13 protein-coding genes (1 of these 13 running past the window's edge) are annotated in these 15,257 nt (G+C 35.9%); 6 read left to right on the top strand and 7 right to left on the bottom strand.

Translation table 11 applies throughout. The annotated features are described in order from the left end of the window. Window positions 1-103 precede the first annotated feature (103 nt). The 7 genes from rsmG to rpmH form a co-directional block, all read right to left on the bottom strand. Entirely contained in the window at window positions 104-823 is a 720-nt protein-coding gene (gene rsmG, locus MHB70_RS25770; RefSeq protein WP_001019628.1) for a 16S rRNA (guanine(527)-N(7))-methyltransferase RsmG, read from the bottom strand. Window positions 824-844: 21 nt separating this feature from the next. Further along, the gene (mnmG, locus tag MHB70_RS25775) at window positions 845-2,734 is read right to left on the bottom strand and encodes a tRNA uridine-5-carboxymethylaminomethyl(34) synthesis enzyme MnmG (RefSeq protein ID WP_000541048.1); all 1,890 of its coding nucleotides are present in this window, start codon (window positions 2,732-2,734) and stop codon (window positions 845-847) included. Between the two features lie 46 nt (window positions 2,735-2,780). Further along, entirely contained in the window at window positions 2,781-4,157 is a 1,377-nt protein-coding gene (gene mnmE / locus MHB70_RS25780) for a tRNA uridine-5-carboxymethylaminomethyl(34) synthesis GTPase MnmE (RefSeq protein WP_000393771.1), read from the bottom strand. A gap of 225 nt (window positions 4,158-4,382) precedes the next feature. Then, the gene (jag, locus tag MHB70_RS25785) at window positions 4,383-5,000 is read right to left on the bottom strand and encodes an RNA-binding cell elongation regulator Jag/EloR (protein WP_000111507.1); all 618 of its coding nucleotides are present in this window, start codon (window positions 4,998-5,000) and stop codon (window positions 4,383-4,385) included. Further along, window positions 4,997-5,764, bottom strand: a complete 768-nt coding sequence (gene spoIIIJ / locus MHB70_RS25790) for a YidC family membrane integrase SpoIIIJ (protein ID WP_000727743.1) — start codon at window positions 5,762-5,764, stop codon at window positions 4,997-4,999. The genes jag and spoIIIJ overlap by 4 nt, the downstream gene beginning before the upstream one ends. 52 nt (window positions 5,765-5,816) lie before the next feature. Beyond that, window positions 5,817-6,164: a ribonuclease P protein component gene (rnpA, locus tag MHB70_RS25795; protein WP_000728890.1), complete on the bottom strand. Its 348-nt coding sequence runs from the start codon at window positions 6,162-6,164 to the stop codon at window positions 5,817-5,819. 76 nt (window positions 6,165-6,240) lie between these two features. Beyond that, window positions 6,241-6,375 carry a 50S ribosomal protein L34 gene (gene rpmH / locus MHB70_RS25800; protein WP_000831901.1) on the bottom strand — a complete coding sequence of 45 codons (135 nt, stop codon included), beginning with the start codon at window positions 6,373-6,375 and terminating at the stop codon, window positions 6,241-6,243. A gap of 564 nt (window positions 6,376-6,939) precedes the next feature. Here rpmH and dnaA point away from each other — a divergent pair. The 6 genes from dnaA to gyrA all read left to right on the top strand — a co-directional run. Continuing rightward, on the top strand, window positions 6,940-8,280 hold the full coding sequence (dnaA, locus tag MHB70_RS25805; RefSeq protein ID WP_000428014.1) for a chromosomal replication initiator protein DnaA: 1,341 nt from the start codon (window positions 6,940-6,942) through the stop codon (window positions 8,278-8,280). 178 nt (window positions 8,281-8,458) lie between these two features. Next, window positions 8,459-9,604 (top strand): DNA polymerase III subunit beta, encoded by a 1,146-nt coding sequence (gene dnaN / locus MHB70_RS25810; RefSeq protein WP_001212897.1) that lies wholly within the window; start codon window positions 8,459-8,461, stop codon window positions 9,602-9,604. 127 nt (window positions 9,605-9,731) lie between these two features. After that, entirely contained in the window at window positions 9,732-9,944 is a 213-nt protein-coding gene (gene yaaA / locus MHB70_RS25815; protein WP_000821369.1) for a S4 domain-containing protein YaaA, read from the top strand. Between the two features lie 12 nt (window positions 9,945-9,956). Then, window positions 9,957-11,084, top strand: coding sequence for a DNA replication/repair protein RecF (gene recF, locus MHB70_RS25820; RefSeq protein WP_000470741.1), 1,128 nt, complete (start codon window positions 9,957-9,959; stop codon window positions 11,082-11,084). A 39-nt stretch (window positions 11,085-11,123) separates the two neighbouring features. Beyond that, the gene (gene gyrB, locus MHB70_RS25825; RefSeq protein ID WP_000435980.1) at window positions 11,124-13,046 is read left to right on the top strand and encodes a DNA topoisomerase (ATP-hydrolyzing) subunit B; all 1,923 of its coding nucleotides are present in this window, start codon (window positions 11,124-11,126) and stop codon (window positions 13,044-13,046) included. An 88-nt stretch (window positions 13,047-13,134) separates the two neighbouring features. After that, window positions 13,135-15,257, top strand: partial view of a DNA gyrase subunit A gene (gene gyrA / locus MHB70_RS25830; protein WP_001282865.1) — the 5' portion only. Its footprint extends 349 nt past the window's final position; 2,123 of the gene's 2,472 nt are visible here — the first part of the coding sequence; the start codon lies at window positions 13,135-13,137; its stop codon lies off the right edge, out of view.

Raw genomic sequence — 15,257 nt, forward strand, 5'->3', positions numbered from 1 at the left:
ATATTCCACCACCTTTTAGGCCTATTGACTATTCTACATAAAATGTTTCCTATGAAACATTTACGTTTTCATTTATATAATTTAATCTTACGTCTAATAAGATTTATTTTTCAATAGGTAATTTATTGGGTGTTCCCGGTTTGCGTGGATATTTCTTTGGTGTCTTGCGCTTTTTCTCGATTAATAAAATATTACGTTCACTTTCTTCAAACGGTAATTGGAACGTAGACATCTCTTTTAACTCTCCGCCAAGCACCTCTAAAGCATACTTGCCATTTTCAATTTCTTCGTTTGCTGCTGCACCCTTCATCGCAATGAATGTTCCTCCGACTTTTACAAGTGGTAAACATAGCTCACTTAATACAGAAAGACGCGCAACTGCACGTGCCATTACAATATCGTACGATTCACGTACACCTTCTTTTTTCCCAAATGTTTCAGCACGATCGTGACAAAATGCAACGTCACTTAATTCTAGCTTTTGTGCTAAATGATTTAAGAAATTAATACGTTTTTGCAATGAGTCTACAATTGTTACTTTTAAGTGCGGGAAACAGATTTTTAAAGGAATACTTGGGAATCCAGCCCCTGCACCAACATCACAAATTGAGAATGGTTTTGAAAAATCATAATAAAAAGCAGCTGTAATAGAATCAAAAAAGTGTTTTAAGTATACTTCTTCTTTTTCCGTAATAGCCGTTAAGTTCATTTTTTCATTCCACTCTACTAATGTTTCAAAGTAGATTTTGAACTGCTCTAACTGCCTAGAAGAGAGGGTGATACCCTTCTCTTCTAGCATAGATTGAAATTGTTCTATGTTCATCTAGCGATAGCTCCTTACTATTTATTGGTTCGATACGCGCGCAATTTTTCCTTGTTCAATATACACAAGTAAAATGGAAATATCTGCTGGATTTACGCCGGAAATACGTGAAGCCTGCCCCATTGAAAGTGGACGAACATCTTTCAATTTCTGTCTAGCTTCTGAAGCAAGGCTAGAAATTGCATCATAATCAATATCCACAGGGATTTTTTTATTTTCCATTTTCTTCATACGCTCTACTTGCTGTAATGATTTTTCAATATATCCTTCGTACTTAGTCTGAATTTCAACTTGTTCCGTAACTTCATCACTTAATTCTACTTCGCTTGGTACTAAAAGATGAATATGCTCATATGTCATCTCTGGACGACGTAATAAGTCACTTGCACGTATTCCGTCTTTCAATTCACTTCCACCAATGCTACGAATTAATTCTTGAACTTCAGGACGTGGTTTAATAATAATGCTACCTAAACGTTCCTTTTCCTGTTCAATTTGTAACTTTTTATTTGTAAATCGCTCATAGCGCTCTTCTTTAATTAATCCGATTTCACGACCAACTTCAGTTAAACGAAGATCCGCATTATCGTGGCGTAATAATAGACGGTACTCTGCACGAGATGTTAATAAACGATATGGTTCATTTGTACCTTTCGTTACAAGATCATCAATTAAGACACCAATATAAGCATCCTCGCGCCCTAAAATAACTTCTTTTTTACCTAAAGATCGACATGCCGCATTAATTCCAGCCATAAGCCCTTGTCCTGCCGCTTCTTCGTAACCAGAAGTTCCGTTAATTTGTCCTGCTGTATATAAATTTTTAATGTTTTTCGTTTCAAGTGTTGGCCATAATTGCGTTGGCACAATTGCATCATACTCAATTGCATAACCTGTACGCATCATTTCGACATTTTCCAGCCCCGGGATTGTTCTAAGCATGTCACGCTGTACATCTTCTGGTAAGCTTGTAGATAGACCTTGTACGTATACTTCTTGCGTATTGCGTCCCTCTGGCTCTAAGAAAATTTGATGACGTGGTTTATCATTAAATCTTACTACTTTATCTTCAATAGAAGGACAGTATCTAGGTCCTGTTCCTTTAATCATACCAGAATACATAGCTGAACGATGTAAATTTTCATCTATTAAACGATGTGTTTCCGTACTTGTATATGTCAACCAACATGGAATTTGATCCATAATAAATTTCGTCGTTTCAAAAGAGAACGCACGTGGTTTATCATCACCCGGTTGAATTTCTGTTTTACTGTAGTCAATTGTATTGCTGTTTACACGAGGAGGTGTACCTGTTTTAAATCTAACAAGATCAAATCCAAGCTCCTCTAAATGCTCAGATAATGTAATAGATGGTTGCTGATTATTTGGACCGCTCGAATATTTTAAATCACCCATAATAATCTCACCACGTAAAAATGTTCCAGTTGTAATTACGACTGTTTTTGCTGTATATTCAGCACCCGCTTGCGTAATTACCCCTTTACATACGCCATCTTCAACGATTAAACGCTCTACCATTCCTTGGAACAAAGTTAAATTTGGTGTTTCTTCAATTGTTTTCTTTAATTCATGTTGGTAAGAGAACTTATCTGCTTGTGCTCGAAGTGCACGTACAGCTGGTCCTTTACCTGTATTTAACATACGCATTTGAATATGCGTTTTATCAATATTGCGTCCCATTTCTCCGCCTAATGCATCAATTTCACGAACAACAATCCCTTTTGCTGGTCCACCAACAGAAGGGTTACATGGCATAAACGCTACCATATCTAAATTAATTGTTAACATTAATGTTTTGGAGCCCATTCGTGCTGCCGCAAGACCAGCTTCACATCCTGCATGACCTGCACCGATTACTATAACATCGTATGAACCGGCATTGTATCCCATTATTTATTCCTCCTAATAATCTCTATCTTTCTGAAACATCGCCATATTATTTTCCTAAACAAAATTGAGAGAACAACTGGTCAATTAAGCTTTCATGGACAGTATCACCAGTAATTTCACCAAGTATTTCCCACGTTCTCGTTAAATCAATTTGTACCATATCAATCGGAACACCATTTTCTATTGCCTCAATTGCATCTCCAATTGTCTTTTCTGCTTGTGTTAATAGTCCGATATGCCTTGCGTTAGAAACATATGTCATATCTGCAGAATCAATTGTTCCTTCAAAGAATAGCTCAGCTATCGCCTGTTCAAGCTCATCTATTCCTTGCTCCTCGATTAAGGATGTTGTAATAACACGATTTCCCGCAGCCAATTCTGCAACACGTTCCATATCAATTCCTTGCGGTAAATCCGTCTTATTCACAATAACAATGAAATCTTTTCCTTGTACCGCACGGAATAAATCTTCATCTTCATTTGTTAAAGCCTCACTATAATTTACGACAATTAACACTAAATCTGCTTGGCTCATCATTTCTTTTGAACGTTCTACCCCAATTCGTTCAACAACATCTTCCGTTTCACGAATCCCGGCTGTGTCTATAAGTTTAAGTGGTACACCACGCACATTAACGTACTCTTCAATAACATCACGAGTTGTTCCTGCAATATCAGTTACAATTGCCTTTTTCTCTTGAACGAGACTATTTAATAGCGATGACTTCCCAACGTTAGGTCTACCGATGATTGCAGTAGCAATACCTTCACGTAAAATCTTCCCTTGCTTCGATGTTTCTAATATTTTTGCAATTTCAGCACGAACATGTGTCGCTTTCTCAATTAAAATATTATGTGTCATCTCTTCCACATCATCATATTCTGGGTAATCTATGTTTACCTCAACATGAGCTAGCGTTTCTAATATGTCCTGACGCAGGCGGCCAATTAATTTAGATAATCGCCCCTCCATTTGATTAATCGCTACGTTCATTGCACGATCTGTTTTTGCACGGATTAAGTCCATGACAGCTTCTGCTTGTGATAAATCAATACGACCATTTAAAAAAGCACGTTTTGTAAATTCACCAGGCTCTGCTAATCGTACTCCTTGCGCTAAAATAAGCTGCAATACTTTATTTACCGAAACAAGTCCACCGTGGCAGTTAATTTCTACTATATTTTCGCGTGTAAAAGTTCTTGGTGCACGCATAATAGACACCATAACTTCTTCAATAACTTGATTTGTATCTAAATCAACAATATGACCATAATGAATTGTGTGAGAAGGAACCTCTGTTAAGTCCTTCCCTTTAAAAATACGATTAACTTTTTCAACCGCATCATCCCCACTTACTCGAACAATGGCAATTGCGCCCTCTCCAAGCGCTGTGGAAATCGCAGCAATTGTATCAAATTCCATGTCCTTTCACCTCACTTGCTTATTTATCTCTATTTCAACACGATTATTTTCTTCACTAAATTATTAGAATACCATAACGAACCTATCTACAAAAGAATAATAACTCATTTTATTATGTCCTCATGTAAAAAACACTAAACTTATTCACAGTGGATAAGTTTAGTGTTTTTAGTTATCCACATCTGTTTTCCCCTCAAAAAAACCGGCACTCATTTGAGTAACCGGTCATTTGGAAGATATTACAACATGCCGATGTGGTTCATTTCCTTCAGAAGTTGTATTGATATCTTGATGATTAGATAATGCTTGATGGATAATTTTTCGTTCAAAAGATGGCATCGGCTCTAAAACAACTCTTTTTTTCGTTTTAGACACTTGTTTTGCTAATCGATAAGAAAGCGATTCTAACGTACTTTTTCTTTTACTACGATAATTTTCAGCATCTAGTGTGATACCAATATATTGTTTCGTATGGCGATTCGCGACAAGTTTTGTCAAATACTGTAAAGAGTTCAACGTATTACCTCTTTTTCCAATTAAAACACCTACATTATCACCAGAAATTGTAAATTCAACTTCGCGTCCCTTTACAATTTTACTAATCTCGACTTCCACACCCATGTTGCGAATAACATTTTTTAAATACTCTTCACATTCTTGAATGGGATCTTTCTTCAATACAACTTCTACTACTGCAGGACGATTCCCAAATAAGCCTAGGAATCCCCTTTTACCCTCATCGATAATATTTATATCAACTTGATCTTTTGAAGTGTTTAATTGCCTTAAAGCATCTTCTACTGCCAGCTCGACTGTTTGTCCTTTAGCAGTAATTACACTCACTTACCTGCTCCTCCAGCCTTACTAGCCTTAATTTCTGGCCCTTTGATAAAGTACATTTGAGCGATACCAAAGATATTACCAACAACCCAGTAAAGTGATAATGCCGCTGGGAAGTTAATTGCAAAGATTAAAATCATAATCGGCATAAGCCAAATCATCATTGCCATTTGTGGATTTTGACCAGCAGTTCCTGCCATTGCAAGCTTTTGCTGAATAAATGTCGTAATCGCTGCAACAACCGGTAAGATATAGTAAGGGTCTGCCTGTCCTAAATCAAACCATAAAAATGTATGTTTACTAATTTCTGATGTTCTCATAATCGCATGGTAAAATGCGAATAAAATAGGCATCTGAACAAATATCGGTAAACAACCGGCTAATGGATTTACACCATTTTTTTGATATAACTGCATCATTTCTTGTTGTAATTTTTGCTGTGTTGCTTGATCTTTAGAGCTATGTTTTTCTTTTAACTTCACCATTTCTGGTTGTAATGCTTGCATTGCTTTCGTACTCTTCGTTTGTTTGATCATTAGTGGTAATAATGCAAAACGAATGATAAGAGTTGTAACGACGATTGCTAAACCATAATTCTTACCGAATAATTCAGCAAAATACGTAATTAACTGAGATAGTGGATATACAAAATATTCATTCCAAATCCCAGTGCTTTTCGGTGTAATTGGCTGATTTACTTCACTACAGCCAGCAGTAATTGCCATTAACGCAACAACCATGGCTAGTAAACCTAATTTCTTTTTCAAAGCCTACTCCTCCTTGTATCGGTATGTATATAGTGTAATTCATTTCCTTACGCTACTTTTTTATTTTTTTCATACCAGAGCGTTTAAAGACATGAATTAAGCTTTTCTTTACTTCTTCATATGTCATCTCTGCACAAGGCTTCCTTGCTATTATAACAAAATCTTTTCCAGAATCTATCTCATCTTTCAATTCTGTAATGGACTGACGGATCATACGCTTAATTCGATTACGAACTACTGCGTTTCCTATCTTCTTGCTAACAGAAAGACCGATGCGAAAATTTGGCTGTTCTTCTTTATTTAGTTGGTATACAACAAACTGACGGTTCGCATTTGATTTTCCTTTTTGAAAAACCTCCTGGAATTCATCATTCTTCTTTATACGATTTTTTTTCTTCATATCAATTGACACTCCTGTATTTCATCAGCGGAAATTCACTATTATTAGAAAAAAAGACCACTGAACGATCAGTGGTCTACGCAGATAATACTTTTCTTCCTTTACGACGACGAGCTGCTAGCACTTTACGTCCGTTCGCTGTGCTCATACGGCTGCGGAAACCATGTACTTTGCTGCGCTTACGTTTATTTGGTTGGTAAGTTCTTTTCATTATATGACACCTCCCTGAGGAATATCTGTTAAAGACAGTCTTATAAATTATAGTTAATCAACTAGGAAAATGTCAATGGTTCTCGAAATTTTCATCAAATATTCATTTTGAACCTGTTCACATTCTTTTTCACAGTTCTTATATTTCCTTGTGGATAAATGTTTTTTTATGTTTTTTATATCCACAAACTTTTTTCTTACTTTTACACAGTATATCGTATTGTGGACAAGTTTATTCCACAAGGTATTGATTTTGTGGATAACTTTCTTAATTTCATTGCTATAGCTACTTTTTTTTGATATTATAGTTGTGTTTTCACTTTGAATAAGTTTCCCACATGTTTATTTTATCCACAATTTGTGTATAACATGTGGACAGTTTTAATCACATGTGGGTAAATAGTTGTCCACATTTGCTTTTTTTGTCGAAAACCCTATCTCATATACAAACGACGTTTTTAGGTTTTAAAAGACGTTTCGTATAAATATACATTTACTATTTATTGGGTTGTACATTTGTTGCGCAACCTTATTCTTTTACCATCTTAGTAAAGGAGGGACACCTTTGGAAAACATCTCTGATTTATGGAATAGTGCCTTAAAAGAACTTGAAAAAAAGGTCAGTAAACCTAGTTATGAAACGTGGTTGAAGTCAACAACAGCACATAACTTAAAGAAAGACGTATTAACGATTACAGCTCCAAATGAATTTGCTCGTGATTGGCTAGAATCTCATTACTCAGAACTCATTTCGGAAACACTTTATGATTTAACAGGGGCAAAATTGGCTATTCGCTTTATTATTCCCCAAAGTCAAGCTGAAGAGGATATCGATCTTCCTCCTATAAAAAAAAATCGAGCACAAGATGATTCTACTCATTTACCACAGAGCATGTTAAATCCAAAATATACATTTGATACATTTGTTATTGGCTCTGGTAACCGTTTTGCCCATGCTGCTTCATTAGCTGTAGCTGAGGCTCCAGCTAAAGCATATAATCCTCTCTTTATTTACGGGGGCGTTGGGCTTGGAAAGACGCATTTAATGCATGCGATCGGTCATTATGTAATTGAACACAATCCAAACGCAAAAGTTGTATATTTATCATCCGAAAAATTTACAAATGAATTCATTAACTCTATTCGTGATAATAAAGCAGTCGATTTTCGTAATAAATATCGCAATGTAGATGTTTTATTGATAGATGATATTCAATTTCTTGCTGGAAAAGAACAAACTCAAGAAGAGTTTTTCCATACATTTAATGCATTACACGAAGAAAGCAAACAAATTGTAATTTCAAGTGATCGGCCACCAAAAGAAATTCCAACTTTAGAAGATCGTCTTCGTTCTCGCTTTGAATGGGGACTCATTACGGACATTACGCCACCAGATTTAGAGACGCGAATTGCGATTTTACGTAAAAAAGCAAAAGCTGAAGGACTTGATATACCAAACGAGGTTATGCTGTATATCGCAAATCAAATCGATTCAAACATTCGTGAATTAGAAGGTGCGCTCATCCGAGTTGTAGCTTATTCATCTTTAATTAACAAAGATATTAATGCTGATTTAGCAGCTGAAGCACTTAAAGATATTATTCCAAATTCTAAACCAAAAATTATTTCTATTTATGATATCCAAAAAGCTGTCGGGGGCGTTTACCAAGTAAAATTAGAAGATTTTAAAGCGAAAAAGCGTACAAAATCAGTTGCGTTTCCTCGTCAAATTGCAATGTATTTATCACGCGAACTTACAGATTCCTCTTTACCTAAAATAGGTGAAGAATTTGGTGGACGTGACCATACAACCGTTATCCATGCCCATGAAAAAATTTCTAAGCTACTAAAAACGGATACGCAATTGCAAAAACAAGTCGAAGAAATTAATGATATTTTAAAGTAGTAGCTGAATAGTGTGAATAACTCTCCTTGTTTTACGCACAGTCTATCCACATGTAGATAGACTGTTTTTACATCTTTCAACGGGGTTATCCACATATCCACAAGCCCTATTACTATTACTACTATTTTTTATCTTTATTAATTAAATAAAATCTTATACTTACCGGAGGTTTTTCTTTATGCGTTTTACAATACAAAAAGACTATCTTGTAAGAAGTGTACAGGATGTAATGAAGGCTGTTTCTTCTCGTACAACAATTCCAATTCTTACAGGAATTAAAGTTGTCGCTACTGAAGAAGGGGTTACATTAACAGGAAGCGATGCAAACATCTCTATTGAATCGTTTATTCCCGTCGAAGAGGACGGAAAAGAGATTGTAGAAATAGGACAATCAGGAAGTATTGTTTTACAAGCAAAATATTTTAGTGAGATCGTAAAAAAACTACCGAAAGACACTGTCGAAATTTCTGTGGAAAATCATTTTATGACAAAAATAAAATCTGGAAAATCAGAGTTTAACTTAAATGGTTTAGATTCTGCTGAATATCCATTATTACCACAGATTGAAGAACATCATGTTTTTAAGATTCCAACAGACTTACTTAAACATATGATTAGACAAACTGTATTTGCAGTTTCTACTTCGGAAACAAGACCGATCTTGACAGGTGTAAACTGGAAGGTATATAACAGCGAATTAATTTGTATTGCAACAGATAGTCACAGACTAGCGCTTCGAAAAGCAAAAATCGAAGGATATAATATTGCAGATGCGTTTCAAGCAAATGTTGTAATTCCAGGTAAGAGCCTAAATGAATTAAGTAAAATTCTAGATGAGTCGGAAGAAATGGTAGATATCGTTATTACGGAGTATCAAGTATTATTCCGTACAAAACATTTATTATTCTTCTCAAGATTGTTAGAAGGAAATTATCCTGATACAACACGTCTAATTCCAGCAGAGAGTAAGACGGATATTTTTGTGAATACAAAAGAATTTCTACAGGCTATTGATCGTGCTTCACTATTAGCAAGGGACGGCCGCAATAATGTTGTAAAATTATCAACGTTAGAACAAAAAATGTTGGAAATCTCTTCTAATTCTCCGGAAATCGGAAAAGTAGTGGAAGAAGTTCAATGTGAAAACGTAGATGGAGAAGAATTAAAAATATCTTTTAGTGCAAAATATATGATGGATGCATTAAAAGCTTTAGATAGTACAGAGATTAAGATTAGCTTTACTGGGGCAATGAGACCATTCTTAATTCGTACAGTAAATGATGATTCAATTACTCAATTAATTTTACCAGTTCGTACTTACTAGATAGAAAATAAGGGTTGCTAGTTTAAAGATGCTAGTAGCCCTTATTTGATTTTGGGGTATTACTTTCCTAATGCTAGTTTATTTAGTACAATGAAAGAATGAACACTTTGAGAAAGTGAGCGATTTTATGAAACGTATTAAAATTTCAACAGAGTATATTACACTAGGACAATTTTTAAAGTTAGCTGATGTAATCGATACAGGTGGCGCTGTAAAATGGTTTTTACAAGAATATGAAGTGTACGTGAATCAAGAACTTGAAAACAGAAGAGGTCGCAAGTTATATGCGAACGATATTATTGAAATTCCGGGTAGCGGAACTTTCCAAGTTCAGGCATAAAGGGGGAGCCCTTTGTTTATTTCAGAAATACAATTAAAAAACTATCGCAATTATGAAAAATTAGAGCTTTCCTTTGAAGATAAAGTGAATGTAATTATCGGCGAAAATGCGCAAGGGAAAACAAATTTGATGGAAGCTATTTATGTGTTAGCGATGGCGAAATCTCATAGAACCTCCAATGACCGCGAGCTTATCCGTTGGGATGAAGATTTCGGTCAAATTAAAGGGAAATTACAAAAGAGAAATAGTTCTTTGTCTTTAGAATTAAATATTTCGAAAAAAGGTAAAAAGGCAAAATTAAATCAACTTGAACAACAAAAGTTGAGTCAATATATTGGCGAAATGAATGTTGTCATGTTTGCCCCAGAAGATTTAAATCTTGTAAAAGGAAGCCCTCAAGTAAGAAGACGCTTTTTAGATATGGAATTAGGACAAATAGCTCCTGTTTATTTGTATGAATTAAGTCAATATCAAAAAGTGCTCACGCAACGAAACCACTTGCTAAAAAAAATGCAAGGGAATAGTAAAAATGAGGAAACGATGTTGGATGTATTTACACTGCAACTGATTGAACACGGTGCAAAAATATTGCAAAAGCGTTTTGATTTTTTACATTTACTGCAAGAATGGGCAGCCCCAATTCATCGTGGTATAAGCCGTGGATTAGAAGAATTAGAAATTATTTATAAACCGAGTGTAGATGTATCAGAATCAATGGATTTGTCGAAAATAAAAGAAGTATACTATGAAAGTTTTCAATCTGTGAAACAACGTGAAATTTTCCGTGGTACGACTTTAATTGGTCCTCATCGTGATGATTTACAATTCTTCGTTAATAGTAAAAATGTTCAAGTCTTTGGTTCGCAAGGACAACAACGAACGACTGCACTATCCCTAAAATTAGCTGAAATTGAATTGATTTATTCAGAGGTTAAAGAATATCCAATCCTTTTGCTGGATGATGTTTTATCAGAATTAGACGATTATCGTCAATCACATCTGTTAAATACAATTCAAGGAAAGGTGCAAACATTTGTTACAACGACGAGTGTCGACGGAATTGAACACGAAACATTGAAAGACGCGAAAACAATTCATGTAACGAACGGCACGGTAGATTGTGAAATAGATAGGGCATAAACCCCTGTTTAAATGGAAAAGTAGGTGATCTTTGTGTCAATGGAACAAAAACAAATGCAAGAAAATGCATATGATGAAAGTCAGATACAGGTACTTGAAGGACTAGAGGCAGTTCGGAAACGTCCAGGTATGTATATTGGATCTACGAGTGGGAAAGGACTTCACCACCTTGTATGGGAAATTGTTGATAATAGTATCGATGAAGCATTAGCAGGATATTGCGATGAAATTAACGTTAGTATTGAAGAAGATAATAGTATTCTTGTAACGGATAATGGCCGTGGTATCCCAGTTGGTATACAAGAAAAAATGGGACGTCCTGCAGTTGAGGTTATTATGACTGTCCTCCACGCTGGTGGTAAATTTGGCGGTGGCGGTTATAAGGTTTCTGGTGGTTTGCATGGTGTTGGTGCATCTGTTGTAAATGCCTTGTCAACAGAACTAGAAGTATTTGTACATCGTGACGGTAAAATTCATTACCAAAAATACGAAAGAGGTATTCCGGTTGCAGATTTAAAAGTCATCGGTGATACAGATAAAACTGGAACAATAACTCGCTTTAAACCGGATCCAGAAATTTTTAAAGAGACGACAGAATATGAATTTGATACGCTAGCGACTCGTATGCGTGAGTTGGCGTTTTTAAATCGTAATATTAAATTAACAATTGAAGATAAACGTGAACATAAACAAAAGAAAGAGTTCCACTATGAAGGTGGAATTAAATCATATGTTGAACATTTAAATCGTTCAAAACAACCAATTCATGAAGAGCCTGTATATGTAGAGGGTTCAAAAGATGGTATTCAAGTTGAAGTTGCGCTTCAATATAACGAAGGATATACAAATCATATTTACTCATTTACAAATAATATTCATACGTATGAAGGTGGTACACATGAGGTAGGATTTAAAACTGCCCTAACACGTGTGATTAACGATTATGGCCGTAAAAATAACATTTTAAAAGATGCGGATAGTAATTTAACTGGTGAAGATGTTCGTGAAGGTTTAACAGCAATCGTGTCAATTAAACATCCAAATCCACAATTCGAAGGGCAAACGAAGACGAAACTTGGAAATAGTGAAGCGAGAACGATTACGGAGTCAGTATTCTCAGAGGCTTTTGAAAAGTTCTTACTGGAAAATCCCAATGTTGCACGTAAAGTTGTAGATAAAGGAACGATGGCAGCGCGTGCGCGTGTAGCAGCTAAAAAGGCTCGTGAGCTAACTCGCCGAAAGAGTGCTTTAGAAGTTTCAAGTTTACCAGGGAAATTGGCAGACTGTTCTTCTAAAGATCCAGCAATTAGTGAAATTTATATCGTAGAGGGTGACTCTGCGGGTGGATCTGCAAAACAAGGACGCGATCGTCATTTCCAAGCGATTTTACCACTGAAAGGTAAAATTATTAATGTTGAAAAAGCACGCTTAGATAAAATTTTATCAAATGATGAAGTTCGTACAATTATTACGGCGATCGGTACAAATATCGGTGGAGACTTCGATATTGAAAAAGCACGCTATCATAAAGTTATTATTATGACCGATGCCGATGTTGATGGTGCGCATATTCGTACCCTATTATTAACGTTCTTCTATCGTTATATGCGTCAAATCATTGAGTGTGGCTATATATATATTGCGCAGCCACCTTTGTTTAAAGTACAACAAGGTAAAAAAATTCAATATGCTTATAACGATAAAGAACTTGAAAAGATATTAGCTGAGCTACCAGCCCAGCCGAAACCAGGAATTCAACGTTATAAAGGTCTTGGAGAAATGAATCCAACTCAGCTATGGGAGACGACAATGGATCCAGAAGTACGTTCGTTACTTCAAGTTTCTCTTCAAGATGCAATAGAAGCAGACGAAACGTTTGAAATTTTAATGGGTGATAAAGTGGAACCACGTCGTAACTTTATCCAAGAGAATGCAAAATACGTGAAAAACCTTGATATTTAAATGAGTAATGACAGGAATCTAAGCATTCCTGTCTTCTACATATAAATCAATGTATGTGTAACGGAAATGTAAGAGGAGGTGCTCGTTGATGTCAGACAATCAACAACAAGCACGAATTCGAGAAATTAATATTAGTCATGAAATGCGTACCTCATTTTTAGATTACGCAATGAGTGTTATCGTATCTCGTGCATTACCAGATGTTCGTGATGGATTAAAACCTGTGCATCGTAGGGTTTTATATGCGATGAATGATTTAGGAATTACAGCTGATAAAGCGTATAAGAAATCAGCACGTATTGTTGGTGAAGTAATTGGTAAGTATCACCCCCACGGTGATTCAGCTGTTTATGAAACGATGGTACGTATGGCGCAAGATTTCAGTCAACGTTATATGCTTGTTGATGGGCATGGTAACTTCGGTTCTGTAGATGGAGATTCAGCAGCGGCAATGCGTTATACAGAGGCAAGAATGTCTAAGATTTCTATGGAATTAATACGTGATATTTCAAAAAATACAATTGATTATCAAGATAACTATGATGGTTCGGAAAGAGAGCCGATTGTATTACCAGCGCGTTTCCCTAATTTATTAGTAAACGGTACGACAGGTATTGCTGTTGGTATGGCAACAAATATCCCGCCGCATCAGCTTGGCGAAGTAATTGATGGTGTGCTGGCATTAAGTCATAACCCTGATATTACTATCGCGGAATTGATGGAATATATTCCTGGGCCAGACTTTCCGACGGCAGGTTTAATTTTAGGGCGAAGTGGAATTCGAAGAGCTTACGAAACAGGTCGCGGTTCTATTATGCTTCGTGCTAAGGTTGAAATTGAAGAGAAGTCAAACGGTAAACAATCTATTATCGTAACGGAACTACCTTATCAAGTTAATAAGGCACGATTAATTGAAAAAATCGCAGAATTAGTTCGCGATAAGAAAATTGAAGGTATTACAGATTTACGTGATGAATCAGATCGTAATGGTATGCGTATCGTTATGGAAGTACGTCGTGATGCTAATGCTAATGTACTATTAAATAATTTATATAAACATACAGCGCTTCAAACAAGTTTTGGTATTAATATGTTATCTCTTGTAAATGGAGAGCCTCAAGTACTAAATTTAAAACAAAACTTATATCATTATTTGGAGCACCAGAAGGTAGTAATCCGTAGACGTACTGCTTATGAATTAGAAAAAGCAGAGGCACGTGCTCATATTTTAGAAGGGTTACGAATTGCTTTAGATCATCTTGATGAAGTTATTACGTTAATTCGTAGTTCAAAAACGGCAGATATTGCAAAGCAGGGCTTAATGGAACGTTTCGGTTTAAGTGAGAAACAAGCGCAAGCAATTTTAGACATGCGTCTGCAACGCTTAACTGGATTAGAACGTGAAAAAATCGAGCAAGAATATCAAGACTTAATGAAGTTAATTTCTGAATTAAAAGCGATTTTAGCAGATGAAGAGAAAGTTCTTGAGATTATTCGTGAAGAATTAACAGAAGTAAAAGAACGTTTCAATGATAAGAGACGAACAGAAATTACAATTGGCGGTATGGAATTTATTGAAGATGAAGATTTAATTCCTGAGCAAAACATTGCGATTACGTTAACTCATAACGGTTATATTAAGAGGTTGCCAGCTTCTACGTACAAAACACAGAACCGCGGGGGACGTGGTGTACAAGGAATGGGTACGAATGATGATGACTTTGTTGAACATTTATTAACAACGTCCACCCATGATCATATTTTATTCTTTACAAACAAGGGTAAAGTATACCGTACGAAAGGATATGAAATTCCAGAGTATAGTCGTACTGCGAAAGGGCTACCGATTATTAACCTATTAGGGGTAGATAAGGGTGAGTGGATCAATGCCATTATTCCAATTCGTGAGTTTGGTGATGACCAGTTCCTATTCTTTACAACGAAACAAGGTATTTCTAAGAGAACGCCACTTTCATCATTTGCAAATATACGTACGAACGGTTTAATTGCAATTTCGCTTCGTGAAGAAGATGAAGTGATTTCTGTACGTTTAACATCTGGCGATAAAGATATTATCGTAGGGACAAGCAACGGTATGTTAATTCGCTTCAATGAACAAGATGTGCGTTCTATGGGCCGTAATGCAGCTGGTGTAAAAGCTATTACACTAGGCGAAGAGGACCAAGTAGTAGGTATGGAAATTGTTGAAGA

This window comes from Bacillus sp. FSL M7-1020 (assembly GCF_038050415.1).
Taxonomy (GTDB): Bacteria; Bacillota; Bacilli; order Bacillales; family Bacillaceae_G; genus Bacillus_A; species Bacillus_A toyonensis.